Below are 23500 nucleotides of genomic sequence, written 5' to 3'. Positions count from 1 at the left end.
TGCGAGGGGCGTCAGTCGGTGAGGCCGGTGACGCGCAGCGTCAGATTGAGGCGTCCGCCGCTCAGCCCGACGGCCGGATCGCCGGTGTGCGGAAGGACTTTGGGCACCCCGTGGAATGCGTAGCGGGACGGCCCGCCGAAGACGAAGAGGTCACCGGAGGCCAACTCCACGTCGGTGTACGGCTTTCCGCGCGTCTCGGTGTTGCCGAAGCGGAAGACGCAGGTGTCGCCGATGCTCAACGACACCACCGGGGCACCGGACTTCTCGTCCTTGTCCTGGTGCATGCCCATCGTGGCGCCCTCGCCGTAGAAGTTCACCAGCGCCGTGTCCGGCGCGTACGCCGCCCCCGCGGCCCCGTCCTCGTACGCGTCCGCCACCGCGCGGCGGCCCAACTCGCCGAGCCGCTCGGGGAAGGCGGCGACGCGGGCGCCGTTCACGTCGTGCGCGATCCGCGAGTACGCGTACGGGCTCCAGTGCCAGCCCAGACACATCGTGTGCACCGACATGACGCCGCCGCGCGGCAGCCGGGTGCGCCGCATCGGCACCGGGCCGCGCGCCCACGCGCGGCACGCCGCCACCAACTCGGCCTGTTCCTCGGGGGAGAGCCAGCCGGGCACGTGGACGGCGCCGGGCGCGGGCCGCGAGCGCGGCCGGGGGATGAGCGCGTTCACGCCGCGCTCCTGGCCCGCGCCTCGCGCAACAGGCGGGCGAAGACGTCGAGTTCGGCAGCGACCAGGCGCTCGGCCGCGTCCGCGTCGCCGTCGAGCACCGCCGCGACCAGCGCTTCGTGACCGTCAGGACCCGCGGTCCCCACGGCCAACAGCGCCTCGCGCAACGCGGGCGCGAACTCGGCGAACAGATCGGTGAGTACGGGATTGCCGGCCGCGGCCACCAGCGCCGCGTGCAGCGCGAGGTCGGCGTCCACGCGGGCCGCCGGATCGGCGGCGGCCTCCGGCCGGGCGGCGCGTGCGGTGGCCGTGAGCGCCGAGGTCAGTGCTGCGTCGAGCGCCGCCGCTGCCTCGTCGGTACGGCGCCGCGCCGCCAGCCGTACGGCCCGCGTCTCCAGCAGCGCGCGCACCTCGTGGACGTCCGTCGCCGCCGCCCTGCCGAGCTTGGCCGACCACTCCTCGACCGGTTCGGTGGCGATGACGAACACCCCGGCGCCCTGCCGGGTCCGCAGCTGCCCGGCACCGGCCAGGGCGCGTACCGCCTCGCGGACCGTGGACCGGCCGACACCGAGCGACGCGGCGAGCGCCGTCTCGCCCGGCAGCCTGGCTCCCACCGGCCAGCGTCCCTCGGCGATCTGCTCCCGCAGGCGCTGCGCGGCCTGCTCGACGAGCGGACTGGGGCGCAGTGATCCGACGGTCATCGGCGTCTCACCTCGCAGGTCTCAGGTTCTCTGAGGAGTCGTCCCAAGATCAGTTTACTCGGGGCCACCGGGGCGGCGACCCGAGCGGGACGGCGGCCGAAAGCGGGGCTCGATGCGCGGGAGGGGCGCACGGGCCCGGTGCGTGGGAGGGGCCTCAGGGCTTGTAGATCTTCCCCGGCTCCGGCTTCGCGGGGGCCATCAGCTCCGGCACGGTCACCAAGGTGTAGCCCTCGGCGCGCAGCGAGTCGATGATCCCCGGCACCGCGGGCACCGTTCCCTTGTAGAGGTCGTGCAGCAGGATGATCCCGTCCCGGTGCGCGTCCTTGAGGATGCGCTTGTGGATCAGCGCGGAGTCGGTGGTCGCGTAGTCGCTCGCCGTGTCGTTCCACAGCACCAGCGACAGGCCCAACTCCTTGGAGATCTTGGCGACTTCCTTGTTGGTACGGCCCTGCGGCGGGCGCATCAGCGTCGGCCGCTTGCCGGTCAGCTTCTCGACCGCCGTGTTGAGCCGGTCCAACTCGGTGCGGATCTCGGCCGGTTTGAGGTCGGTCAGCCTGCGGTGGGTCCAGGTGTGGTTGCCCAGCACATTCCCGTTCCGCCCCATCTGCGCGACCAGGTCCGGGTACTTGTCCACGTGGTTGTGGCCCAGCAGGAAGAAGGTGACCCGCACCTTCTTTTCGTCGAGGACCTTCAGCAGCGCGGGGGTGTGCTCACTGGGGCCCGCGTCGAAGGTCAGCGCGATGCACTTGGCCTTGCGGCAGTCGACGGCCCCGGCGGGCACCGCCGCGTCGGCCCCGGCCTTCTTCGCCGCCGCGTTCCGCGCGCTGCGCGGGGACTGCGTGTCATAGGTGGTGCACCCGCTCAGCGCCGTCGCCAGCGCCACCGCCGCCACCGCGGCTCCGGCGCACCGGCGTCGTATGGCTGAGGGCGTTCCTGGCATGGCGGGTCCTCCGGGTCTGTGCGTGGGCGCGCCGCGCGGTGGCTCGGAACGGCACCGCGCGGCTGCGTACGGCTGCTCGGCACGGGGCTCCGCCCGGCCCGCCGCGCGGGCTCGCCGGGCGACATCCGTGCGAAGTCTGTATGTCCGCTCTATGTCTGCTGAGCGGACGGAGACTCACCCTACACACCCGCTATGTACGGCATGTATAGCGGGGTGTTTCGGCCACGCCGCAGGTGGGACAGGGGTGCCCCGGTGCATGAATGTCCGTTGTGTCGACACTTCGGGCAGAACCGGTCGCCCTCGGGCCATATCGAAAAGGATCTTCGCGCAAAACAGCGCGCGACCGATCGGTTCCAGTGTGTACTGGGCACGGCCCGCCCCCGGGCGGCCCGCCGTCCCGCCGTTCCCTGATCCTCCGAGGCCGATTCGATGATCGAGATACCGGACCTGGCCGTCGCCGGCCTGGCCGCCGGGACCGTGTCCGCCTTAGTGCTCGGCGGCGGCCTGCTGCGCTCCTTACGGCACAGGACCCGGCAGCGCGCGGAGATCGCCGGGCTGCGGTCCCGGCTCGACGAGGCGCGGCAGGAGACCGAACGGGTCACCACGGCCGTCGCCGCCGAGATCGCCCACCTGGCCGCCGCGCGCATCCCCGCCGAGGCCACCCGCGCCGCCCACCCGCACGTCCGGGTGCCGGGACCGCTGCACCCCGGAACCCTCGGCGGCCGGGCCACCGCGGACGGCGAATCCCCGGACGGCCGACCGCCGCACCCCGACCCTCCGCGCCCCGGACCCCCGGCCGCTGAACGCCCGGCCGCCGGACCCCCGCCCGCCGACATCGAAGCCGCCCTGGGGGACGTCCTCACCGCCGTCCTCGCCGCGACCGCCCGGGAGCGCAAGCGGGTCGACGCAGCCGCCCGCGCGGGCATGCGCGGCGCCACCCGCGACATCCAGGCCGGGCTCTACCGCCTCCAGGACGTCCTGCGCGGACTCCAACAGCGTTACGACGAGCCCGAGTTGGCCCAGACGCTGTTCGCCCTCGACCACGAGAACGAGCAGTCGCTGCGCCGCGCCCAGGTGACGGCCGTGGTGTGCGGGGCCTGGGTCGGCCTGGCCCGTGAGGAGTCGCACCTGGTCGAGGCGGTGACCGGCGGCCAGTCCCGGCTCGTCGGCTACCACCGCGTCCGGGTCAACAACCACCTCGAACCCGGTACGGCGCTGGTCTCGCACGCCGTCGAGCCCGTCGCCATCATCGTGGCCGAGCTCTTGGACAACGCGCTGCGGCACTCCGCGCCCGACACCGCCGTGGTGGTCAACCTCGAAGCCGTCCACCACGGTGTCTCCGTCACCGTGGACGACTCCGGCGTCGGCATGGCCGCCGACGAGCGGGCGTACGCGCAGAAGATGGTCGCGGGCACCGACCCGATCCTGCTCTCCGACCTCGGCGACCCGCCGCGCATGGGCCTGGCCGCGATCGGCCAGCTCACCCGGCGCTTCGACCTGTCCGTCGACCTCTCCTCGCCGTCGCCCTACGGCGGCGTCCGGGCCGTCCTGCTGGTCAGGAAGCACCTGCTCAGCCATATCGACCCGGTCGAGCAGCCGCCCGCCGCCAGCACGCCGCGCTCCACCCGCCCGGCCGTCGCGGACGACGGCGCGCCCGACCCGGCCCACGCCCGCGCCGGGTCCCCGGCGGACACCGAGCCCGCAGCCGTATCCGCCTCCGCGGCCGTACGCGAGACGGCGGCCGGGCACCAGCGGGCGGCCGAGACGGACGCCGGACCCGAACCGGACGCCGGACCCGGGGCCGACAGCGGTACGGGCGCCGACGACACCGCCGCGGAGGTGCTGCCGCAACGGCGACGCAAGGCCCGCGCCGCCCACGGGAGGGCGGCGGAGAACGGGACCGCCGCCGCGCCCGCGGCACCCGCCCGCACACCGGAGGAGGCCGCCGCGGCCCTCGGCGCCCTCCAGGCCGGAACCGCCGCGGCCAGAAACGCCGTCGACACCGAAGGGAACGACCCGCGATGACCAGCCGCGACACCGGCGACACCGCGTGGGTGCTGGATCCGATCCTGGAGATCCCGCATGTCACCGCAGCCGTCCTGCTCACCAGGGACGGTCTCGTCTCCGGGTACTCGGAGGCGCTGTCCCAGGCCACCGCCGAGCGCACCGCAGCGATCACCAGCACCGTCCAGGGCGCCTGCCGCACGGCCGCCGCCGCCTTCGCGGACCGGACCGACGCGCGAATCCGGCAGGTGGTGATCGAGTCCGACCACGGCTACATCCTGGTCGCGCCCACCGAACACGGCACGTGCGTGGCCGCGTTCGGCGGTCCCGAGGTCCGCCTCGACCTGCTCGCCCACCGGGTCCACTCGCAGGTGGCCAGGCTCGGCGAGAAGGCCATGACCGCCGCGCCCCGCGCGGGCGATGGCGGCACCGCGGAATGACCGGCCGCCGGACCGGCCGCCCGCTGGTCCCCGCCTATCTGTCCACCGGCGGGGTGGCGCGGCCGAGCCGGGACAGCCTGGAGCGGCTGTCGGTGCTGACCAGCACCGACGCCGACGGCGCGATTCCCGCCGAACTCCCCGCCGCCCAGCACGCGTTGCTGGAGCTGCTGGACGGCGGATCCCTCACCGTGGTGGAGACGGCGGCCCTGCTGGGGCTGCCCGTCTCCGCCGTCCGGGTACTCGCCGCGGAGCTGACCGACCGGGGGCTGGTCAGCGTCCGTCCGCCCGTACCCGTAGCCGACCTACCGGAACCCGACCTGCTGAAGAGAGTGGCCGATGGCCTCCGCGCCCTCAAGCACTGACCCCCACCGAGGCGACGTACATCTGCCGGACAGCGCCCGCGAGTTGGTGAAGATCCTGGTGGCGGGTCCGTTCGGGGTGGGCAAGACCACGCTGATCGACTCGGTCTCCGAGATCCGCCCGCTGCACACCGAGGAACACCTCAGCGAGGCGTCCGCCGCCGTCGACGACCTCGACGGCGTCCGTGACAAGACCACCACCACCGTCGCCATCGACTTCGGCCGGATCAGCATGGCGGGCGGCGTCGTCCTGTACCTGTTCGGCACCCCGGGGCAGGAACGGTTCCGCTCGCTGTGGGCCGACATCGCGTACGGGGCACTGGGCGCGCTGGTGCTGGTCGACACCCGCAGGATCAACGACTCCTTCGACGTCCTCGGCCTGGTGGAGGAGACCGGCCTGCCGTACGCCGTCGCGCTCAACACCTTCCCCGACGCGCGGACGTACACCGAGGCCCAGTTGCGGCAGGCGCTCGACCTGGAGCCCGGCACGCCGATGGTGGCGTGCGACGCGCGCGACACCAACTCCTCCGTCGACGCGCTGCTCGCGCTGGTGCAGCACCTGATCGACCGCAAGGACGCCGACCCAACGCCCGGAGCCCTCTGATGAATCACCCTCCCGCAGCGCCCTCTCCCGCGCCCGCCGCGCCGTCATCCTCCCCACCGTCCTCCTCCGCGCCCGCCACCCCCGCCGACACCTTCGCCCGGTCGGCGCCGGTCCGGCTCTGGGAGGACGGCTTCGCCGCCGACCCGCACCGCTACTACGCGGCGCTCAAGGCGCAGGGCCCGCTCGGCTGGGCCGAACTCGCGCCGGGCGTACCGGCGTACGTCGTCACCGACCGGTGCGCCGCGCTCGACCTGCTGCGTGACGCGGAGACCTGGTCGCACGACCCGCGCCCGTGGGAGTCCACGGTCGCCGAGGACGCGCCGATCCTCGGCATGATGCGCTGGCGGCCCAACACCCTGTTCTCCGACGGCGACGCGCACGTCCGCTACCGCCGCGCCTTCGCCGACGCGGTCGACCTGGTGGAACCCGCCGATCTGCGCGAGCGGGTGCACCGCGCGGTGGACATCCTGATCGGCCGCTTCGGACCCGTCGGCCACGCCGACCTCGTCGCGGACTTCGCCCGCCCGCTGATGTCGCTGATCTTCAACAACCTCTTCGGGCTGCCGGACAGCGAGAGCGGCCGACTGGAGGTCGCGCTCGGCAAGATGATGGAGGGCGGCGTCCAAGCGGCCGAGGGCGAGGCCGAGTTCGGGGCGTACGTGCTCGGACTGATCGCCGCCAAGAGCGAGACCCGCGGCCCCGACCTGACGAGCTGGCTGCTGGACCACCCGGAGGACCTGACGGCCGAAGAGGTGACCTGGCAGGTCTTCCTCACCCTCGGCGCGGGCCACGAGCCGACCGCGAATCTGGTCTCCAACGCGCTGTCGCGCATCCTCGGCAACCCCGACTTCTACACCACGCTGACCAGCGGCTCCCGCCCGGTCATGGACGCCGTCGTCGAGGTCCTGCGGTACGAGACGCCGCTGTCCAACTACGGCATCCACTTCGCGCGCGAGCCGCTGAGCTTCCACGGCGTGTGGGTGCGGGCGGCCGTGCCCGTCGTCATCTCCTACGGCGCGCTGGGCCACTTCGCCGAGCAGGAGTCGGGCGGCGCCCACCACCCGGGCGACGCCTCCCACCTGTCCTGGTCGGCGGGCGAGCACTCCTGCCCGGTCAAGCAGCACACCCTGCTCATCGCCACCGAGGCCATCGAACGCCTCACCCAGTGGCTGCCCGACCTGGAACCGACCACCGACCGCGACCGCCTCACCTGGCGGCCGGGCCCGTTCCACCGCTCGCTGACGGCGCTGCCCGTCCGCTTCACCCCGCGCACCCCCGACCAGACCGGAGACCGCGCATGACCGCGCCCGCCGCCCGTGTGGCCATCGACCCGTTCGGCACCGACATCCCCCTGGAGAGCGCCGAGTTACGGGCGCTGGGCCCGGTGGTGCCGGTCGAACTGCCGGGCGGCATCCCGGCCTGGGCGCCCACCGGCTACGACACGCTCAAGTCGCTGATCCTCGACCCGCGGGTCAGCCGCGACCCGCGGCAGCACTGGGCGCTGTGGTCCGAGGTCGGCGACCACCCCGCCTGGGGCTGGGTCCTCGGCTGGGTCGGCGTGGTCAACATGCTCTCCACGTACGGCTCCGACCACGCCCGGCTGCGCAAGCTCGTCGCGCCCAGCTTCACCGCCCGGCGCACCGAGGCGATGCGCGTCCGCGTCGAGACGATCACTCAGGAGCTGCTGAGCGCACCGGAGTTGGCGGCGGCCGACGGCCGGCCGGTCGACCTGCGCGCCGCGTACGCGCACCCGCTGCCGATGCGGATGATCTGCGAACTCTTCGGCGTCCCCGACCACTTGACGGAGGCGACGGGCACGCTGATCGCCGCCATCATGGACACCTCCGACCCGACCCCGGAGCACGGACGGTTCGTCCAGGAGCAGATCGGTGTCGTGCTGCCCGCGCTGATCGGCCACAGGACCGAGCACCCCGGCGACGACATGACCACCGAGCTGATCCGGATGCGCGCCGAGGACGGCGACCGGCTCAGCGACGAGGAGTTGCTCTACACCCTGCTGCTGGTGATCGGCGCCGGGTTCGAGACCACCGTCAACCTCATCGGCAACGCGGTGGTCGCGCTGCTCACACACCCCGGCCAACTCGCCGCCGTACGGGCGGGGGAGATCGGCTGGGACGCGGTCATCGACGAGGTGCTGCGCGTCCACCCCTCGATCGCGGCGCTGCCGCTGCGCTTCGCGGTCAGCGACATCACGGTGGACGGGGTCACCATCCCGGCGGGCGACGCCATCGTCACCACGTACGCCGCCGCCGGCCACGACCCGGCGCACTACGGGCCCACGGCCGCCGAGTTCGACGCGACGCGGGCCGCCGACGACCATCTCGCCTTCGGCATCGGCGTGCACCGCTGCATCGGCGCCCCGCTGGCCCGGATGGAGGCGCGCACCGCCCTCCCGGCCCTCTTCGAGCGCTTCCCCGACCTCCGACTCGCCGTCCCGCAGGACGAGTTGAAGCAGGTGCCGTCCTTCATCGCCTACGGCTGGCAGCGAATCCCGGTGCATCTGCACGGCTGACGCCGCTGCCGTACGGCCGCACGCGAAGGCCCCCAGCGCGTAAGGGCAGCACGTCAAGGCCGCACGTGAGGAGGATCAGCGCGCGCCCTTGGCGGCGAGCGTGTCCAGCAGCCGGGTCAGCGAGCCGCCGAGCCCCCAGCGCTCCGCGAGCGACTCCAGCACCTCGGGGTCGGCGGCCTCGCCCGGCAGCGTCGGATCGAAGTCCGGCAGCGGTACGTCGGCGGCGACGGCCACGACCTTGGGCGCCACGTCGAGATAGGCGGCGGCCTCCACGATGTTGCGCCGCCTGGCCGGGGTCAGCTTGGACATCGGGTCGGTCGCGGCGGCCCGCACACCGGCCAGGTCCCCGTACTCGGTGACGAGTTGGGCCGCCGTCTTCTCGCCGATGCCCTTCACGCCGGGCAGCCCGTCGCTCGGGTCGCCGCGCAGCGCCGCGAAGTCCGCGTACTGCCCGGCGCGCACCCCGTACCGGTCCTGGATGGCCGCCTCGTCGATGACGTCGCAGTCGCCGACGCCCTTGCGGGGGTAGAGCACGCGCACGCCCCGCGCGTCGTCCACGAGCTGGAACAGGTCGCGGTCCCCGGTGACGATCGCGACCGGCGTGCGGGAGGCGGTGGCGAGGGTGCCGATGACGTCGTCCGCCTCGTAACCGGCGACGCCGACCCGGGTGACGCCGATCGCGTCGAGCACCGCCTCGATCACCGGCACCTGCGGGGACAGCGTGTCGGGCACCTCCTCGACGCCCTCGGTGTCCTCGACCACGCGGTGCGCTTTGTACGACGGGATCAGGTCCACCCGCCACTGCGGGCGCCAGTCCGCGTCCATGCAGGCGACCAGCGCGGTGGGGGAGTGGTCGGCGACCAGCCTGGCGATGAAGTCCAGCAGCCCGCGCACCGCGTTCACCGGTGTGCCGTCCGGTGCCTTCACCGATTCGGGCACCCCGAAGTAGGCGCGGAAGTACAGGCTCGCGGTGTCGAGCAGGAGCAGTTTGCCGCCGGGCGTGTCGTCAGTCACGGCGCCAGCATCGCACGGGGGTCGGACAGTCCGTCGTACGGTGGGCGGGTGAACCAGGGCCGTTACGCCGTACGCCGGGTGGTCTCGCTGGTGCCGTCGCTGACCGAGACGGTCGCCGCCACCGCGCCGGAACTGCTGGTCGGCGCCACCGACTGGTGCACCCATCCGGCGGACCTCGACGTGGTGCGGATCGGCGGCACCAAGAACCCCGACGTGCCCGCCGTCGTCGCCCTCGCCCCCGACCTCGTGGTCGCCAACGAGGAGGAGAACCGCGCCCCCGACCTGGCCGCGCTGCGGGCCGCGGGAGTGCGCGTCCTGGTCACCGACGTACGGACGCTGCCCCAGGCGTTCGGCGAGCTGCACCGGATGCTGGTCGACGGCTGCGGGGTGCCGCGCCCGCGGTGGCTGGACGAGGCGGAGGCGGCCTGGCGGGGGATTCCGGCGGCGCCCGCGGTCACGGCGACGGCGGTCGTGCCGATCTGGCGGCGGCCGTGGATGGTGCTCGGCCGCGACACCTTCGCCGGTGACCTGCTGGCCCGGCTCGGCGTGCGCAACGCCTACGCCGGACACGCCGAGCGCTACCCGGCGGTCCCGGTCGAGGAGCTGCGGGCCGTGGGCGCCGACCTCGTCGTCCTCCCCGACGAGCCGTACCGCTTCACCGCCGACGACGGCCCCGAGTCCTTCCCCGGCCTGCCCGCCGCCCTGGTCAGCGGTCGCCATCTCACCTGGTACGGGCCCTCGTTGGTGCGAGCGCCCGCCGTCGTGGGGGCCGCGCTGAGGGCGGCGCGCACGTACTGAGACCGGTCCAGCCGGTCACCCCGTGGGCGCCGCCAGTAACCGGCCGCTCACCGTCCCCCGCAGCGTGCCCGCGCCCGCCGCCAGCCAGGCCACGACCAGCGCCGCGTACAGCCCGACCGCCAGCCAGCCCAGCGCGTGCAGACCGGTGTGCCGGGCCAGGCTCGCCGCGCCGGTCACGCAGGTGCCGACCGGGAAGGTGAAGGCCCACCAGGTCATCGCGAACGGCATCCCGCGCCGGGCCGCCCGTACCACCAGGGCCGCCGCCACCGCGAGCCACAGCAGCGCGAAGCCCATCACCGGGACGCCGTACAGCACCGCGAAGCCGCGCAGCGCCGTCGCGTACGGGGCGGGGACGGCGCCGGAGGCCACGTCGGCGCCCTGGCCGACCGCCGTCGTGGACTGCCCGAGCGGACCGAGCACCAGGAAGAGCGTCGGGGTCAGGGCGAGCGGCAGCGGCCCGCGGCGCACCAGGCGCGACCACACCAGCGGCAGCATCGTCAGCGTCGCCAGCAGGCTCAGCCCGAACATCGCGTAACAGCCCAGCAGCAGCGCCTCCCTGGCCTGTACGGCGTCGGCGGGCAGACGCGGGATCAGCGCGGGCCCGGTGGCCGCCGCGACCATCGGCGCCACCACCGGCAGCAGCCACACGGGCGACGCGTCGTCGAGGCCGATCCGGTGTCTGGCCACCATCAGATACGGCACGGCCGCCGCGACCACCAGCGACGACGCCGTCCCGACCGCCCACAGCGCCGCGTCGACCGTGACCGCCGTACGCTCCCCGAGCACCGGCGGCCCGAGCAGCAGCGTGCCCGCGCCGACGGCCAGCAGCGCCATCGGCAGACAGCCGTAGAACGGCGCCACGGCCGGGTCGCGCAGATGGCGCCGCGCCTGGTCGGTGTGCCAAACCCAGTGCGCGCAGCGGGCCGCGAGGACCGCGACGAGCAGGACCGCGGACAGCGCCCACACCCCGGTGCACACGTCCCGCAGCCAGCGCTGCCCGCCCGGCAGCGCCACCCCGGCGTTCGCCACGATCGCCGTCCCCATGACGGTGGCGTACCAGTTGGGACCGACGTGCCGTACCGCGGGGACACGGGTACGGACCTGGGCGAACGGCTGCGCGGCGTGAACAGTGGCCATGCTCCGACCCTCCCCTCCCGCGGGCCGCCCCGGTAGAGCCCGCGAGGCTATGAGGGCATAACGTGGGCTTATGGCTCAGCCGTCCACCACGCCGCCCCCACCAGGCACTCCGCTCGCCCGCCGGGTCCCCGACCTCGCCGCCATGGAGCTGCTGCTGGCCGTCGCGCGGCTCGGCAGCCTCGGGCGGGCCGCGCGGGAGCTGGGCATCAGCCAGCCCGCGGCCAGCGGGCGGCTGCGCGGCCTGGAGCGGCAGCTCGGCGTGGCGCTGGTCCGCCGCTCGCCCGGCGGCTCGCGCCTCACCGACGAGGGGGCGCTGGTCAGCGAGTGGGCGCGCAAGGTGCTGGAGGCCGCCGAGGCGTTCGACGCGGGCGCGCGGGCGCTGCGCGGCAGGCGCGACTCCCGGCTCCGGGTCGCGGCCAGCATGACCGTCGCCGAATACCTGCTGCCCGGCTGGCTGATCGCCCTGCACGGCAGCCACCCGGACACGGCCGTCTCGCTCGCCGCGGGCAACTCCGCGGCCGTCGCCCGGCAGGTGCTCGCGGGCACCGCCGACCTCGGCTTCGTCGAGGGCGTGGACGTCCCCGCGGGTCTGGACGCCGTCGTGATCGCGCACGACCTGCTGCTGGTCGTGGTCGCGCCCGCCCACCCCTGGGCCCGCCGCCGCAAGGCGCTGACCGCGGCCGAACTCGCCGCGACCGCGCTCGTCCTGCGCGAGGAGGGCTCCGGCACCCGGCAAGTGCTCGACGCGGGCCTGGCGGGACACGGCGGCCCGGCCGTACCGCTGCTCGAACTCGCCTCGACCACTGCCGTGAAGGCCGCCACCGTCAGCGGCGCGGGGCCCGCGGTGCTCAGCGAACTCGCCGTCGTGGAGGAGCTGGCCGCCCGCCGCCTCGTCCGCGTCCCCGTCGCCGGTCTCGACCTCGGCCGGTCGCTGCGCGCGGTGTGGACGGCGGGCCACCGCCCGGCGGGCCCGGCGCGCGACCTGCTGACGCTGACCCGAGGCAAGAGCGGCAAGCGGTAGGAGCGCCGAGGGGCGAGAGGGACGGGCAGCGCGGGGGACGGGCGGCCGTGCGGCCGGAAATCGCGGTGACAGAACGGGTGTAACCGGGCTGTGACCGACGCCCTTACGGGATTCTCATGCAGGGGCCATAGGGTGACGGCCGTGACGACGACGACCCCGCCCGGCTGGTATCCAGAACCCGGGCACACAGGCAACGGCCCGGCCATGGAACGCTGGTGGGACGGGAGTACGTGGACGGAGTACACCAGGACCGCGCCCGTCCCGGTGGACGCGGTCCAGCAGCCCTACGCGGGCTACCCCGGCACGCCGGGCTATCCGGGCGACGTCGTGGCCGGCGGCCCCGGCGGCGGCGGTCGCCGTACCGGTGCGGTGGTCATCGCGATCGTGGCCGCGCTCGTCCTGATCGGTGGCGTGGTCGCCGGAATCCTGGTCCTGGGCAAGGACGACAAGAGCGACAAGAACGCCTCGCCGACGCCCAGCGCCTCGGCGCCGCACCGAGGCGAGTCCCGGACACCGCGGTCGCCGGGCGGCGGGTCGCCCGACCCCGACTCCCCGGACGGCTCGCAGGGTCCCGACGGCGGCAGCGACGGCAAGGCCGTGGACGGCTACGACGGCATCAGGCTCCCCGTGCTCAACGGCTGGACCGGCACCTCGGGCGCCAACGGCATCGGCGCCAGCGTGGTCACCGGCGGCTACCCGTGCCCCGGCGACGCCACCAAGGACTGCGTGCGCGGCGGCGTCTTCGCCCAGCCCGCCGAGGCGCTCAAGCTCACCGCGACCGGAGCGGAGGCCGCCGCCAAGGCGGACATCGCGCAGAACGCGGCCGACGCGTACAGCACCGACATCTACGGCGCCACGACCTCGCACCAGCAGATCGCGTCGCAGCCGGTCACGGTCGCCGGGCAGAAGGGGTACTTCGTCCGCTGGAAGATCGTCACGAAGTCCGGCACCAGCGGGTACGTGGAGTCCCTCGCCTTCCCCTCGCCCCGCGACCCGAAGAACATCGCGGTCGTCCGCTTCGGCTTCGACATCGGCTCCAAAGCCCCGAGCCTGGCCGTCATGGACCAGATCACCCAGGGCATCAAGGCCGACAGCAGCGGCGGCACCGGCGGCACGGGCGGCACCGGCGTCTGACCCGCGGCCCGCGCGAGGCCGTACGCGACAGGGGGCGGCGCCCGGACCCCGGGCGCCGCCCCCTGTCGCCTTCAGCGGCTACAGGAACGTCTTGCCCTCACCGCGGTACGTCGGCACCGTCGCCGTCACCCGGTCGCCCTCGACCAGGTGCAACTCGGCGAAGCGCTCGCACAGTTCACCGGCCTTCGCGTGCCGGAACCAGACCTTGTCGCCGATCAGCAGGTCGTCCGCGGGCGACCCCAGCAGCGGGGTCTGCACCTCGCCGGGACCCTCCTGCGGGTCGTAGCGCAGCCCCTCCGGCAGATACGGCACCGGCAGCCGGTCGGGCCCGGCCGCGCCGGAGGCCGGGTAGCCGCCGCCGAGCACGGTCACCACGCCGACGCCGGGCCTGCGCACCACCGGCTGCGCGAAGAGCGCGGCCGGACGGCCCCGGAAGGACGTGTAGTTGTCGAACAGCCGCGGCACATAGAGCCCGGAACCCGCCGCGATCTCGGTCACCGCGTCCTCGGCAGCGGTGGTCTGCACGCTGCCGGTGCCGCCGCCGTTGACGAATTCCAGCTCCGGCGCGACCGCCCGCACCGCGCGGACCGCCTCCGCGCGCCGCGCCGCCAGCTCCTTGCGGGCCGCTGACTGCATCAGCCGTATGGCCCGCGACCGCAACGGACGGCCCGCGACCGCGTCGCCGACCCCCGCGACATGCCCCTCGTACGCCATGATCCCGGCCAGCCGGAAGCCGGGCCGCGCGGTGACGGTACGGGCCAGCGCCGCCATCCGCTCCGGGTCGTGCAGCGGCGAGCGCAGCGCGCCGATCCGCAGCCGACCGCCCAACTTCCGCAGGCTGGTGTCCATTTCGAGACAGACCCGGACGGTCTCGTCGCCGCCGCCGCGGGCCGCGTCGATCAGGTCGAGGTGCGAGACGTCGTCCACCATCACCGTGACGGCGGCGGCCAGCTTGGGATCGGCGGCCAACTCCGCGAAGCCGTCCCGGTCCGCCGACGGATACGCCAGCAGGATGTCGGTGAACCCCGCGCGCGCCAGCCACAGCGACTCGGCCAGGGTGAACGACATGATGCCCGCGAAGCCGTCGCGGGCCAGCGCCCGCTCCAGCAGCGCCCTGCACCGCACCGACTTGGACGCCACCCGGATCGGTTTGCCGCCCGCGCGGCGCACCAGGTCGTCGGCGTTGGCGTCGAACGCCTCCAGGTCGACGATCGCCACGGGGGCGTCGAGATGGGCGGTGGCCCGGTCGTACCGGGTGCGGTCGGCAGCGCGTTCTGACATGTCATGAAGCTTGCCAGACAGGGGCTACCGGGCGGTAGGGGCGTACGGGGCACGTCCGCCGCCGTGTCACGCGGACGGATGCCGGACGGCCTGCTGGACCACGACGTCCGGTCGACCCCGTAGAGTGACGCGCAAGCCGTGAGGACATGTCACGAGGGGGCGCCGGTGAGCACTGGAGTGGACAACGGAGGAGGCTCCACGTCCCCGTCGTTCCCCCCGCTCCAACCTCGCCGGGAACAGAGCCCGCAGACTCCGCCGACGGTCCCCCCGCACCCCGAGGGACCTCCGCCGCCCGCGGCCGAACCGCCCCCGGCCGTCCCCCCGCCTCCGGCGCGGCCCCCCGCACCGCCCTACACCCCACCGCCCGCCGCCGCGCCGCGGTTCACGGCGTACGGTCCCGGCGGATACGCGCCCGCCGGATACGACCATGGGCCCGCGCGGGCCGTCGCCCCCGCCGCCCGCGGGGCTTCGGCCCGGATCTGGGCGGCGCTCTGCCTGGTGCTCGGGCTCGGCCTGATCGGCGGGGCGGTCGCCGGGAGCGCGATCAACCACAAGCCGCGGGCGGAGCCGCCGTTGGTGGACGGGAGCGTCAAGGCGTTCGCCGCCGTACGGGAGGTGTGGCGCAGCACACCGGTCGACGCGCTGTTCCCGCGCACGGTGTCCGCCAACGGCGCGGGTCCCGGCGGGGCCGACCGCGCGTGGACCAGGATCGGCGTCGCCGCGCCCGGCGGCTGCGCCGCCGCCTTCGACCCGCTGCTCCAGCAGGTACTCGCCCCGGTCGGCTGCGCGCGCCTGCTGCGCGCGACCTACGTGGACAGCACGTCGACCTCGGTCACCACGGTGGGCCTGCTGGTCACCACCGCCGAGTCGGCCACCATGCGCGGGTTCAGCGGACGCTGGGCCTCGCAGCACCTCGGCGACCGTGCGGACCTGATCCCGCGTCCGGTGGCCTTCCCCGGCACGGCCGCCGACTCCTTCGGCGTGAAGCAGCGCGGCAGCTGGGACGTGCAGGTCTCCGCCGACCTGCCCTTCGTCGTGTACGCGGTCACCGGCTTCGCCGACGGGCGCACCCTCACCCCGCAGTCCGCCGACAAGGCCACCAAGTCCGGCGCCACCAGCGTGGCCGCCCAGGCCGGCCTCGGCTACGACGCGACCGGTCTGGCCTCGGCCGTCGACGACCGCCTGCACAGCGCGGTGACCGCGTTGCTCAGGCCGTCCAGCAGCCCTGGCGGTCCCGGCGCCACCGGTACGGAGAAGTCCCGATGAGCCGCCCCTCCCGTCTCCCGGCCCGCCGCCTGCTCGGCGCCCTGACCTCGCTCGCCGCGGGCGCCGCGGCCCTCGTCCTGGCCGCCCAGCCCGCCGCCGCCGACGCCGTGCGCAACGCCGACTGGGCGCTGAGCGCCCTGCACGCCGAGAGCGCGTGGCGTACGAGCCAGGGCGCGGGCGTCACGGTCGCGGTGCTCGACACCGGGGTGGACGCGACGCACCCCGACCTGACCGGGCAGGTGCTGACGGGCAAGGACATGGTCGGCTTCGGCGCCGGCCGCGGCGACCGCTCCTGGGCCCGGCACGGCACGGGGATGGCCGCGATCATCGCGGGGCACGGCCACGGTCCCGGCCACGACTCGGGCGTCATGGGCATCGCGCCCAAGGCGAAGATCCTGCCGGTGCGGGTGATCCTGGAGGACAAGGACCCGCAGCGGTCCAAGGCGCGTACGAGCAAGGGCAACGCGCTGCCCGACGGCATCCGGTGGGCGGTCGACCACGGCGCCGACGTCATCAATCTCTCGCTCGGCGACGACAGCGCCACCGCCGCGCCCGTCGCCGCCGAGGACGAGGCGATCCGGTACGCGCTCGGCAAGGGCGTCGTGGTCGTCGCGTCCGCGGGCAACGGCGGCGAGGAGGCGGACCGTTCCTCCTACCCGGCCGCGTACCCCGGAGTGATCGCGGTCGCGGCCGTCGACAGGAACGGGCAGCACGCCGCCTTCTCCACCCGCCGCTGGTACGCGTCCGTCTCCGCGCCCGGCGTCGACGTCGTGATCGCCGACCCGGACCGCACCTATTACGAGGGCTGGGGCACCAGCGCCGCCTCCGCGTACGTCTCCGGCGCCGCCGCCCTCATCAGGTCCGCCGACCCGAAGCTGAGCCCGGCCCAGGTCAAGCGGGTGCTGGAGGACACGACGCGGGACCGGCCCAAGGACGGGCGCAGCGACGAGATGGGCACCGGTCTGATCGACCCGGCCGCCGCCCTGAAGGCCGCCGCGAAGCTGAGGCCCGCGCCCCCCGTACCGGCCGCCGCCGGCTATCCGCGGACGTACTTCAGCCCCGGCCCCGCGCCGCCGGTCCGCGCGCCCGAGCCCGCCCGCTTCCTCGGCGACGGTGTCGCGACCGTCTTCGCCGTGGCCGGAGCCGCCCTGGTCGTGGTCGCCGCGCTGCTGTGGTTCCGCCCCCGCCGCGCGGGACGGCCCGCCCACGGTCTGTCGGCGGACGGCGGATAGGGTTCCGGGGTGGCGCTGAAGAACATCCCCGACCCCGGTTTCTCCGACGACGACGGCTCGGCCGACGCGGCACTGGCCGACGCGTTGGCCGGCTACGCGCGGGACCCCGGGACGGAGGCGGCCGTGGTCGCCGCGCTGCACGGGGCCCGGCTGCTGGTGCCGGTGGTTGCGGTGCTCGGCGAGGCCGAGACCGGCGAGGACGGGCTGCGCCGCGAGAAGAGCAGCGACATGGCGGTGCCGACGATCCAGGCGCCGGACGGGCGGCGGGCGCTGCCCGCCTTCACCTCCGTGGCGGCGCTGGCCCGCTGGCGGCCGGAGGCGCGGCCGGTCGCCGTACCGCTGTCGCAGGCCCTCCAGGCGCTCGCGCACGAGGGGGCCGACACGCTGCTGATCGACCTCGCGGGGCCGGTCACGTACGAACTGACCGGACCCGCCCTGCGCGCCGCCGCCCTCGGGCCCGGCCGCGCGGACCCGACCGCCGACCCCGCCGTACGGGAGGCGCTGCGGGCCGCGGTGGCCGCCGAGCCCGGTGTCGTACGGGCGCACCTGACGCCGGGGACCGACGGCGACGGCACGCTCGGCCTGGTGCTGGCGCCGGACGCCGACGTCCAGGAGACCGGGCGCAGGATCGCCGCCGCGCTGGCCGCCGACGAGGTGCTGCGGGCGGGCCTGGTGCGCGGCCTCGACCTGGCGCTGCTGCCGCCGGGCGCCGTACTGCCGGGCGAGCCGCTGTTCGCGCGCTGAGACCCGTGAGCTGAGCCTCGGGCGCTGTGACCCGTGAGCTGAGACCCGTGCGCTGGACCTCGTGCGCTGGACCTCGTGCGTCGAGCCGAAAGCCTTCGGGTGGGTGGCAGCGCTCCGGAACGCCGTCCGGACCGGTTCATTTGCCCTAAATGACCCGAGATGTGGATTTCATCAGCAAGGCCGAGAATGGCGTGAGCAGGCTGTGCTCGTCACAAGGAGGTCCGATGGACAAGCGAACAGTGACCTGTGAATTCCTCGGCACGCTCCTGCTGGTCTTCTTCGCCGTGGGGGCCGCCGTGCTGTCCGGCGAGTACATCGGCACCCTCGGTATCGCGCTGGCCTTCGGCTTCGTCCTGCTCGCGCTGGCCTACACCTTCGGCCCCATATCCGGCTGCCACGTCAACCCGGCCGTCACGCTGGGCATGCTGGTCGCCCGGCGGATCACGGTGCGCACCGCCGTCGAGTACTGGATCGCGCAGTTCCTCGGCGCCATCGCGGGCGCCGCGCTGCTCCTGCTGGTCGCCAAGCAGGTGCCGGGTCTCAAGACGCACGGCGCCTTCGGCACCAACGGCTACGGCTACCGGTCCGCGGTCGGCATCAACACCGCGGGTGCCTTCATCGCCGAGGTGGTGCTGACCTTCCTGCTGGTCTTCGTGGTGCTCGCGGTGACCCACCGGGTCGCGGTGGTCGGCTTCGACGGTCTGCCCATCGGTATGGCGCTCGCCGTCATCCACCTGGTCGGCATCCCGCTGACCGGCACGTCGGTGAACCCGGCGCGGAGCCTGGGCCCCGCGCTCTTCGCGGGCAGCCCGGCGCTCTCGCAACTCTGGCTGTTCATCGTGGCCCCGCTGATCGGCGGCGCGCTCGCCGCCCTGGTCCACCAGGTCACCCACCCGGCGCTGGTCGCCGCCAAGGCCGCGCGGGCCGCCGCTGTCGACGAGGCGCTGGCCGACAAGGGGGACGGCGCGACCGAGGCGTCATGAGGTCCCGCGGCCCGCGCCGCCCCGCACCGGCCGCGCCGGTACCGGACCCCCTCGGCGGCAGAGGTCAGACGTAGACCGGCCCGGTGTACTTCTCGCCGGGCCCCTGACCCGGCTCGTCCGGCACCAGCGACGCCTCGCGGAAGGCGAGCTGGAGCGACTTGAGCCCGTCGCGCAGCGGGGCCGCGTGGAAGGAGCTGATCTCGGTGGCGCTCGCCGTCACCAGACCGGCCAGCGCCTGGATGAGCTTGCGGGCCTCGTCCAGGTCCTTGTGCTGCGGGCCCTCCTCGGCCAGCCCCAGATTCACCGCGGCGGCGCTCATCAGGTGCACCGCGACCGTGGTGATCACCTCGACGGCGGGCACATCCGCGATGTCGCGGGTGAGGCTGTCGAAGTCCGGGGTCTGTTGTTCGTCGCTCATGCCGCACACGATATGCCCCGTCCGGCGGATTACGGGCTTCGGTCAGCCTTTGGTATGGTGGGAGAACGACCGGCCGGGCACCCGTGTGTCCCGGCCATCAAGTGGAGGCTCCGATCTCCCACCTGGTTGGCCTTTCGGCCGACGGGTCCCCGGTCAGACGGTTTCCGGTCAGCATGACACCACCGGGCACCGTCCGATGCGCCCCGCGGAATAACGCGGCGGTGCTCCCCGGTTGTGAGGAGCCCCGCCTGTGTACCGTACGGGGCGTTTTTTGCGCCTTGGGTACGGGGTCGGAAGAACCAGACAGACTCATGCGCGGCTGTCGGCCAGTCAGCCGCGTGGTGCAACCGAGGAGGCCCCATCAGCGCCGAGCCCCGCATCAACGACCGGATTCGCGTTCCCGAGGTTCGACTTGTCGGTCCCAGCGGCGAGCAGGTCGGCATCGTGCCGCTTGCGAAGGCCCTGGAGCTTGCGCAGGAGTACGACCTCGACCTGGTCGAGGTCGCGGCGACCGCCCGTCCGCCCGTGTGCAAGCTCATGGACTACGGGAAGTTCAAGTACGAGTCGGCCATGAAGGCCCGTGAGGCGCGCAAGAACCAGGCGCACACGGTCATCAAGGAGATGAAGCTCCGGCCGAAGATCGACCCGCACGACTACGACACCAAAAAGGGTCACGTCGTCCGGTTCCTCAAGCAGGGTGACAAGGTCAAGATCACGATCATGTTCCGTGGTCGCGAGCAGTCCCGGCCGGAGCTGGGTTACCGGCTCCTGCAGCGGCTCGCGGAGGACGTCCAGGACCTCGGCTTCATCGAGTCGAACCCGAAGCAGGACGGCCGGAACATGATCATGGTCCTCGGTCCGCACAAGAAGAAGACCGAGGCAATGGCCGAGGCCCGCGAGGCGCAGGCCGCCCGCAAGGCCAGCCGCCTGGGTGAGGCCCCGGCCGACGACGACGACGTCTCCCACGACGAGGCCGTGTCCCACGACGACGTCGAGGTGCCGGACGAGGCCCAGGCCGACGCCTGAGACGAGACGAACACCCCGGAGCCTCCGGCTCCGGGCCGTAATGCAGGACTGACGCTCTCCGTGCGCCCACCGGCGGACGGGAGGGCCAGCGACGAGGAGACTACGGCGCCATGCCGAAGAACAAGACGCACAGCGGTGCGAGCAAGCGCTTCAAGATCACCGGCTCCGGCAAGGTGCTGCGCGAGCGCGCCGGCAAGCGCCACCTGCTTGAGCACAAGCCGTCCAGCAAGACGCGCGCCCTCACCGGCACCGTCGAGGTCGCCAAGTCGGACGCCAAGAAGATCAAGAAGCTTCTCGGCAAGTGACGGCGGTGCCCCGACGGGGGCACGCCGTTCCGATCCGGGACCTCATTCGCTTTCGGACCGTGTGAGCATCACCGCGGTCCCCTAGAAGGAGTTATCAAGTGGCACGCGTCAAGCGGGCAGTCAACGCCCAGAAGAAGCGCCGGGCAATCCTCGAGCAGGCCAGCGGTTACCGCGGTCAGCGTTCGCGCCTGTACCGCAAGGCCAAGGAGCAGGTCACCCACTCCCTGGTCTACAACTACAACGACCGCAAGAAGCGCAAGGGCGACTTCCGTCAGCTCTGGATCCAGCGGATCAACGCCGCTGCCCGCGCCAACGGCATCACCTACAACCGCTTCATCCAGGGCCTGAAGGCCGCCAACGTCGAGGTGGACCGCAAGATCCTCGCCGAGCTGGCCGTCAACGACGCGAACGCCTTCGCGGCGCTGGTCGAGGTCGCCCAGAAGGCGCTGCCTTCCGACGTGAACGCGCCCAAGGCGGCCTGACGCCGACACGCGCCCTGTTCACGGTACGGTTCCGGGCCCGCGGGTGGTTTTCCCCTGCGGGCCTGTGCCATGCCCGCTTCCCCCGTATCCGGAAGGCGAGTCACCCATGCCAGCCCCCGAGCTGACCTCGTTGCGTTCGACGCGCGTCACCGCCGCGCACCGGCTGGCCAAGCGCAGCTTCCGCGGCAAGGAGCGCCGCTTCCTCGCCGAGGGACCGCAGGCCGTACGGGAGGCCATCGCGCACCCCGGCACCGAGGGCGGCAGGACCCTGGTCGAGCTGTACGCCACACCGGAGGCCGCCGAGCGGCACGCCGACATCGTGGCCGCCGCCCGTACCGTCGGCGCGCCCGTACTGACCGCGACCCCCGAGGTGATGGCGGAGATCTCCGACACCGTCACCCCGCAGGGCCTGGTCGGGGTGTGCCGCTTCCTCGACTCGCCGTTCGAGGAGATCCTGCGCGCGGGGCCCCGGCTGGTCGCCGTGCTCGCCAACGTCCGCGACCCCGGCAACGCCGGTACGGTGCTGCGCTGCGCCGACGCCGCGGGCGCCGACGCGGTGGTGCTCACCGACGCGTCCGTGGACCCGTACAACCCCAAGGCCGTACGCGCCTCCGCGGGCAGCCTGTTCCACCTGCCGGTCGCCGTCGGCGTGCCCGTCGACACCGCCGTGGCAGGACTGCGGGCCGCCGGTGTACGGGTGGTGGCCGCCGACGGCGCGGGCGGGCGGGACCTGGACGCCGAGCTGGACGAGGGCACGATGAACGGCCCCACCGCCTGGATCTTCGGCAACGAGGCGTGGGGCCTGCCCGAGGAGACCCGCGCGCTGGCCGACGAGGTCGTCCGCGTCCCGATCCACGGCCGCGCCGAAAGCCTCAACCTCGCGACGGCCGCCGCCGTCTGCCTCTACGCCTCCGCGCGGGCGCAGCGCGCGCCCGGAGGGTGCCGCAGCGTCACATCCACCTAGTAGGGTGGCGGCCCGGGGGCCCTGAAAGGGGAGTGGCGGGGATGGATGTGACGGTGCCAGAGGACGAGGCGCGCAGCGCCGTCCTGGGCCGGACCGCGCGCTCCGCGGGACCGCGGACACCGGGGCCCGCGGGCCACGAAGCGGAATCGCGGGACACCGCGGCACGCGCCGCCCGCCCCCTCGGCGCGGAACCGTTCGGCGTCGACTCCCTGGGCCTGGACCCGGACGACCTCCCCGACGGCCTGGTGGTCGCCGACGAGCGCGGCCGGGTGATCGCCTTCAACGCCGCCGCCGCCCGGATCACCGCCCTGCACCCGCGCGACGTGCTCGGCAAATCCGTGGAGCGTGCGCTGCCGCTGGAAGACCTCGAAGGCCGCCGCTGGTGGGCGCTCACCGACCCGTACGGCGGCCTGGCCATCAGGGTCGGCCAGCCGGAACGCAATCTGCTGCTGCCCGGCGGACGCGAAGTGCTGGTCGCCGCCCGCTATGTGCGCGAATACCCCACGGGACCGGTGCGCCGTCTGGTGGTCTCGCTGCGCGGCACCGAGGCCCGCCGCCGTACCGAACGCAGCCACGCCGAGCTGATCGCCACCGTCGCGCACGAACTGCGCTCGCCGCTCACCTCGGTCAAGGGCTTCACCGCGACCCTGCTCGCCAAGTGGGAACGCTTCACCGACGATCAGAAGAAACTCATGCTGGAGACCGTCGACGCCGACGCCAACCGGGTCACCCGGCTGATCGCGGAACTCCTCGACATCTCCCGGATCGACTCCGGCCGCCTGGAAGTGCGCCGCCAGCCGGTGGACATGGCGGCGGCCGTGCAGCGGCACGTGGACGGCCATGTCGCCGCGGGCCAGCGGGCCGACCGCTTCCGGGTGCGGGTCACCCAGCCGCTGCCCGCGCTGTGGGCCGACCCCGACAAGGTCGACCAGGTCCTCGGCAATCTGCTGGAAAACGCGGTGCGGCACGGCGAGGGGACTGTCACCATCGACGTAGAGCCCTCGTTCTCCGCGCAGGAGCGGAGCTGCACCGGCACAGCGGTGACCGTGAGCGACGAGGGCCCCGGCATTCCGGAGGAGTCGATGGGCCGCGTCTTCACCCGCTTCTGGCGGGGCAGCAAGCGCGGCGGCACCGGCCTCGGGCTGTACATCGTCAAGGGCATCGTCGAGGCGCACGGCGGCACCATCTCCGTCGGCAGGGCCCCCGGCGGCGGCGCCCAGTTCCGATTTATTCTGCCCGTCGGGGCACCCGCTTTCATGGCCTGACCGGCCGCGCGGGCAGAGCGTTCGCCGGGGATGTCGTCCCGGCGGACCCCCGACGGGCGTGATCAGGCGGTCCACGCGGCGCCGGTAGAATCGGGCTTCGGTATGTGTCCGGTCGGGCAGAGCCTCCACTCGGAGACTCCGTCCTGGGAGGCGCCCCCACCACCATCCACTGCGGAACGGG

25 protein-coding genes are annotated in these 23500 nt (G+C 73.8%); 18 read left to right on the top strand and 7 right to left on the bottom strand.

The genetic code is table 11. The features are described from left to right. Positions 1 to 11 precede the first annotated feature (11 nt). The 3 genes from ACFY9V_RS11825 to ACFY9V_RS11815 all read right to left on the bottom strand — a co-directional run bounded on the left by ACFY9V_RS11825 (position 12) and on the right by ACFY9V_RS11815 (position 2309). Positions 12 to 671 carry an alpha-ketoglutarate-dependent dioxygenase AlkB gene (locus ACFY9V_RS11825; protein WP_391046302.1) on the bottom strand — a complete coding sequence of 220 codons (660 nt, stop codon included), beginning with the start codon at positions 669 to 671 and terminating at the stop codon, positions 12 to 14. Further along, a complete protein-coding gene (locus ACFY9V_RS11820; RefSeq protein WP_391161005.1) occupies positions 668 to 1369 on the bottom strand; it encodes a GntR family transcriptional regulator in 702 nt (233 codons plus the stop codon). Before ACFY9V_RS11820 ends, ACFY9V_RS11825 begins: the two co-directional genes overlap by 4 nt. 154 nt (positions 1370 to 1523) lie before the next feature. Beyond that, on the bottom strand, positions 1524 to 2309 hold the full coding sequence (locus ACFY9V_RS11815; RefSeq protein ID WP_391161004.1) for a polysaccharide deacetylase family protein: 786 nt from the start codon (positions 2307 to 2309) through the stop codon (positions 1524 to 1526). A gap of 429 nt (positions 2310 to 2738) precedes the next feature. On the opposite strand from ACFY9V_RS11815, the gene ACFY9V_RS11810 reads away from it, so the two are divergent. From ACFY9V_RS11810 to ACFY9V_RS11785, 6 genes are read left to right on the top strand one after another with little or no spacing between them, the layout of a single operon-like run. Further along, a complete protein-coding gene (locus ACFY9V_RS11810) occupies positions 2739 to 4334 on the top strand; it encodes an ATP-binding protein (RefSeq protein WP_391161002.1) in 1596 nt (531 codons plus the stop codon). Continuing rightward, positions 4331 to 4753, top strand: a complete 423-nt coding sequence (locus ACFY9V_RS11805) for a roadblock/LC7 domain-containing protein (RefSeq protein ID WP_355332904.1) — start codon at positions 4331 to 4333, stop codon at positions 4751 to 4753. Before ACFY9V_RS11810 ends, ACFY9V_RS11805 begins: the two co-directional genes overlap by 4 nt. Then, entirely contained in the window at positions 4750 to 5115 is a 366-nt protein-coding gene (locus ACFY9V_RS11800) for a DUF742 domain-containing protein (RefSeq protein ID WP_355332902.1), read from the top strand. The genes ACFY9V_RS11805 and ACFY9V_RS11800 overlap by 4 nt, the downstream gene beginning before the upstream one ends. After that, on the top strand, positions 5090 to 5716 hold the full coding sequence (locus tag ACFY9V_RS11795) for an ATP/GTP-binding protein (RefSeq protein ID WP_355332899.1): 627 nt from the start codon (positions 5090 to 5092) through the stop codon (positions 5714 to 5716). Before ACFY9V_RS11800 ends, ACFY9V_RS11795 begins: the two co-directional genes overlap by 26 nt. After that, positions 5716 to 7017, top strand: a complete 1302-nt coding sequence (locus ACFY9V_RS11790; RefSeq protein ID WP_391161001.1) for a cytochrome P450 — start codon at positions 5716 to 5718, stop codon at positions 7015 to 7017. The genes ACFY9V_RS11795 and ACFY9V_RS11790 overlap by 1 nt, the downstream gene beginning before the upstream one ends. After that, a complete protein-coding gene (locus ACFY9V_RS11785) occupies positions 7014 to 8249 on the top strand; it encodes a cytochrome P450 (RefSeq protein WP_355332895.1) in 1236 nt (411 codons plus the stop codon). The genes ACFY9V_RS11790 and ACFY9V_RS11785 overlap by 4 nt, the downstream gene beginning before the upstream one ends. 75 nt (positions 8250 to 8324) lie before the next feature. On the opposite strand, the gene ACFY9V_RS11780 is transcribed toward ACFY9V_RS11785, so the two are convergent. Then, positions 8325 to 9263 (bottom strand): 5'-3' exonuclease, encoded by a 939-nt coding sequence (locus ACFY9V_RS11780; RefSeq protein ID WP_355332893.1) that lies wholly within the window; start codon positions 9261 to 9263, stop codon positions 8325 to 8327. Positions 9264 to 9311: 48 nt separating this feature from the next. On the opposite strand from ACFY9V_RS11780, the gene ACFY9V_RS11775 reads away from it, so the two are divergent. Continuing rightward, the gene (locus ACFY9V_RS11775; protein WP_391160997.1) at positions 9312 to 10061 is read left to right on the top strand and encodes a helical backbone metal receptor; all 750 of its coding nucleotides are present in this window, start codon (positions 9312 to 9314) and stop codon (positions 10059 to 10061) included. A gap of 15 nt (positions 10062 to 10076) precedes the next feature. On the opposite strand, the gene ACFY9V_RS11770 is transcribed toward ACFY9V_RS11775, so the two are convergent. Then, positions 10077 to 11198: a TDT family transporter gene (locus tag ACFY9V_RS11770; protein WP_391160995.1), complete on the bottom strand. Its 1122-nt coding sequence runs from the start codon at positions 11196 to 11198 to the stop codon at positions 10077 to 10079. 70 nt (positions 11199 to 11268) lie between these two features. Here ACFY9V_RS11770 and ACFY9V_RS11765 point away from each other — a divergent pair, with 70 nt between their 5' ends. Next, on the top strand, positions 11269 to 12219 hold the full coding sequence (locus ACFY9V_RS11765) for a LysR substrate-binding domain-containing protein (protein ID WP_391160991.1): 951 nt from the start codon (positions 11269 to 11271) through the stop codon (positions 12217 to 12219). Between the two features lie 141 nt (positions 12220 to 12360). Further along, positions 12361 to 13353 carry a DUF2510 domain-containing protein gene (locus ACFY9V_RS11760; RefSeq protein WP_355332884.1) on the top strand — a complete coding sequence of 331 codons (993 nt, stop codon included), beginning with the start codon at positions 12361 to 12363 and terminating at the stop codon, positions 13351 to 13353. 78 nt (positions 13354 to 13431) lie between these two features. On the opposite strand, the gene ACFY9V_RS11755 is transcribed toward ACFY9V_RS11760, so the two are convergent. Then, the gene (locus tag ACFY9V_RS11755) at positions 13432 to 14634 is read right to left on the bottom strand and encodes an amino acid deaminase/aldolase (protein ID WP_355332882.1); all 1203 of its coding nucleotides are present in this window, start codon (positions 14632 to 14634) and stop codon (positions 13432 to 13434) included. A gap of 165 nt (positions 14635 to 14799) precedes the next feature. Between ACFY9V_RS11755 and ACFY9V_RS11750 the strand changes: the two genes are divergently transcribed. The 4 genes from ACFY9V_RS11750 to ACFY9V_RS11735 all read left to right on the top strand — a co-directional run bounded on the left by ACFY9V_RS11750 (position 14800) and on the right by ACFY9V_RS11735 (position 18859). Beyond that, positions 14800 to 15900, top strand: coding sequence for a hypothetical protein (locus tag ACFY9V_RS11750; RefSeq protein ID WP_391160989.1), 1101 nt, complete (start codon positions 14800 to 14802; stop codon positions 15898 to 15900). Continuing rightward, positions 15897 to 17132, top strand: a complete 1236-nt coding sequence (mycP, locus tag ACFY9V_RS11745) for a type VII secretion-associated serine protease mycosin (RefSeq protein WP_391160988.1) — start codon at positions 15897 to 15899, stop codon at positions 17130 to 17132. Before ACFY9V_RS11750 ends, mycP begins: the two co-directional genes overlap by 4 nt. A gap of 9 nt (positions 17133 to 17141) precedes the next feature. Beyond that, on the top strand, positions 17142 to 17876 hold the full coding sequence (locus ACFY9V_RS11740; RefSeq protein WP_391160986.1) for an SseB family protein: 735 nt from the start codon (positions 17142 to 17144) through the stop codon (positions 17874 to 17876). A 224-nt stretch (positions 17877 to 18100) separates the two neighbouring features. Next, positions 18101 to 18859: an MIP family channel protein gene (locus tag ACFY9V_RS11735; RefSeq protein WP_355332870.1), complete on the top strand. Its 759-nt coding sequence runs from the start codon at positions 18101 to 18103 to the stop codon at positions 18857 to 18859. Positions 18860 to 18923: 64 nt separating this feature from the next. Here the strand turns inward: ACFY9V_RS11735 and ACFY9V_RS11730 are convergent, their stop codons facing one another. After that, positions 18924 to 19277 carry a DUF1844 domain-containing protein gene (locus tag ACFY9V_RS11730; RefSeq protein ID WP_188281368.1) on the bottom strand — a complete coding sequence of 118 codons (354 nt, stop codon included), beginning with the start codon at positions 19275 to 19277 and terminating at the stop codon, positions 18924 to 18926. Positions 19278 to 19637: 360 nt separating this feature from the next. Here ACFY9V_RS11730 and infC point away from each other — a divergent pair, with 360 nt between their 5' ends. From infC to ACFY9V_RS11705, 5 genes are all read left to right on the top strand, one after another. Continuing rightward, a complete protein-coding gene (gene infC, locus ACFY9V_RS11725) occupies positions 19638 to 20303 on the top strand; it encodes a translation initiation factor IF-3 (RefSeq protein ID WP_355333576.1) in 666 nt (221 codons plus the stop codon). Positions 20304 to 20413: 110 nt separating this feature from the next. Next, positions 20414 to 20608: a 50S ribosomal protein L35 gene (rpmI, locus tag ACFY9V_RS11720; protein WP_327291998.1), complete on the top strand. Its 195-nt coding sequence runs from the start codon at positions 20414 to 20416 to the stop codon at positions 20606 to 20608. A gap of 98 nt (positions 20609 to 20706) precedes the next feature. Continuing rightward, positions 20707 to 21090, top strand: a complete 384-nt coding sequence (gene rplT / locus ACFY9V_RS11715) for a 50S ribosomal protein L20 (RefSeq protein ID WP_018564305.1) — start codon at positions 20707 to 20709, stop codon at positions 21088 to 21090. A gap of 106 nt (positions 21091 to 21196) precedes the next feature. Further along, positions 21197 to 22054: an RNA methyltransferase gene (locus tag ACFY9V_RS11710; protein ID WP_355332865.1), complete on the top strand. Its 858-nt coding sequence runs from the start codon at positions 21197 to 21199 to the stop codon at positions 22052 to 22054. 209 nt (positions 22055 to 22263) lie between these two features. Continuing rightward, positions 22264 to 23319 carry an ATP-binding protein gene (locus tag ACFY9V_RS11705; protein WP_391161384.1) on the top strand — a complete coding sequence of 352 codons (1056 nt, stop codon included), beginning with the start codon at positions 22264 to 22266 and terminating at the stop codon, positions 23317 to 23319. The last annotated feature ends 181 nt before the right edge of the window (positions 23320 to 23500 follow it).

The sequence above is a fragment of the Streptomyces sp. NPDC008317 genome (genome assembly GCF_042955955.1).
Classification (GTDB): domain Bacteria; phylum Actinomycetota; class Actinomycetes; order Streptomycetales; family Streptomycetaceae; genus Actinacidiphila.
Note: the sequence above shows the minus strand (reverse complement) of the source record. Positions and strands in the feature narration are given on the sequence as shown.

Bases quoted from the DNA above. Each gene is read 5' to 3' on its own strand.
- ACFY9V_RS11820 (WP_391161005.1), bottom strand. From the start codon at position 1,369: ATGACCGTCGGATCACTGCGCCCCAGTCCGCTCGTCGAGCAGGCCGCG.
- ACFY9V_RS11815 (WP_391161004.1), bottom strand. From the start codon at position 2,309: ATGCCAGGAACGCCCTCAGCCATACGACGCCGGTGCGCCGGAGCCGCG.
- ACFY9V_RS11810 (WP_391161002.1), top strand. From the start codon at position 2,739: ATGATCGAGATACCGGACCTGGCCGTCGCCGGCCTGGCCGCCGGGACC.
- ACFY9V_RS11805 (WP_355332904.1), top strand. From the start codon at position 4,331: ATGACCAGCCGCGACACCGGCGACACCGCGTGGGTGCTGGATCCGATC.
- ACFY9V_RS11800 (WP_355332902.1), top strand. From the start codon at position 4,750: ATGACCGGCCGCCGGACCGGCCGCCCGCTGGTCCCCGCCTATCTGTCC.
- ACFY9V_RS11795 (WP_355332899.1), top strand. From the start codon at position 5,090: ATGGCCTCCGCGCCCTCAAGCACTGACCCCCACCGAGGCGACGTACAT.
- ACFY9V_RS11790 (WP_391161001.1), top strand. From the start codon at position 5,716: ATGAATCACCCTCCCGCAGCGCCCTCTCCCGCGCCCGCCGCGCCGTCA.
- ACFY9V_RS11785 (WP_355332895.1), top strand. From the start codon at position 7,014: ATGACCGCGCCCGCCGCCCGTGTGGCCATCGACCCGTTCGGCACCGAC.
- ACFY9V_RS11770 (WP_391160995.1), bottom strand. From the start codon at position 11,198: ATGGCCACTGTTCACGCCGCGCAGCCGTTCGCCCAGGTCCGTACCCGT.
- ACFY9V_RS11765 (WP_391160991.1), top strand. From the start codon at position 11,269: ATGGCTCAGCCGTCCACCACGCCGCCCCCACCAGGCACTCCGCTCGCC.
- ACFY9V_RS11755 (WP_355332882.1), bottom strand. From the start codon at position 14,634: ATGTCAGAACGCGCTGCCGACCGCACCCGGTACGACCGGGCCACCGCC.
- mycP (WP_391160988.1), top strand. From the start codon at position 15,897: ATGAGCCGCCCCTCCCGTCTCCCGGCCCGCCGCCTGCTCGGCGCCCTG.
- ACFY9V_RS11735 (WP_355332870.1), top strand. From the start codon at position 18,101: ATGGACAAGCGAACAGTGACCTGTGAATTCCTCGGCACGCTCCTGCTG.
- ACFY9V_RS11730 (WP_188281368.1), bottom strand. From the start codon at position 19,277: ATGAGCGACGAACAACAGACCCCGGACTTCGACAGCCTCACCCGCGAC.
- rpmI (WP_327291998.1), top strand. From the start codon at position 20,414: ATGCCGAAGAACAAGACGCACAGCGGTGCGAGCAAGCGCTTCAAGATC.
- ACFY9V_RS11710 (WP_355332865.1), top strand. From the start codon at position 21,197: ATGCCAGCCCCCGAGCTGACCTCGTTGCGTTCGACGCGCGTCACCGCC.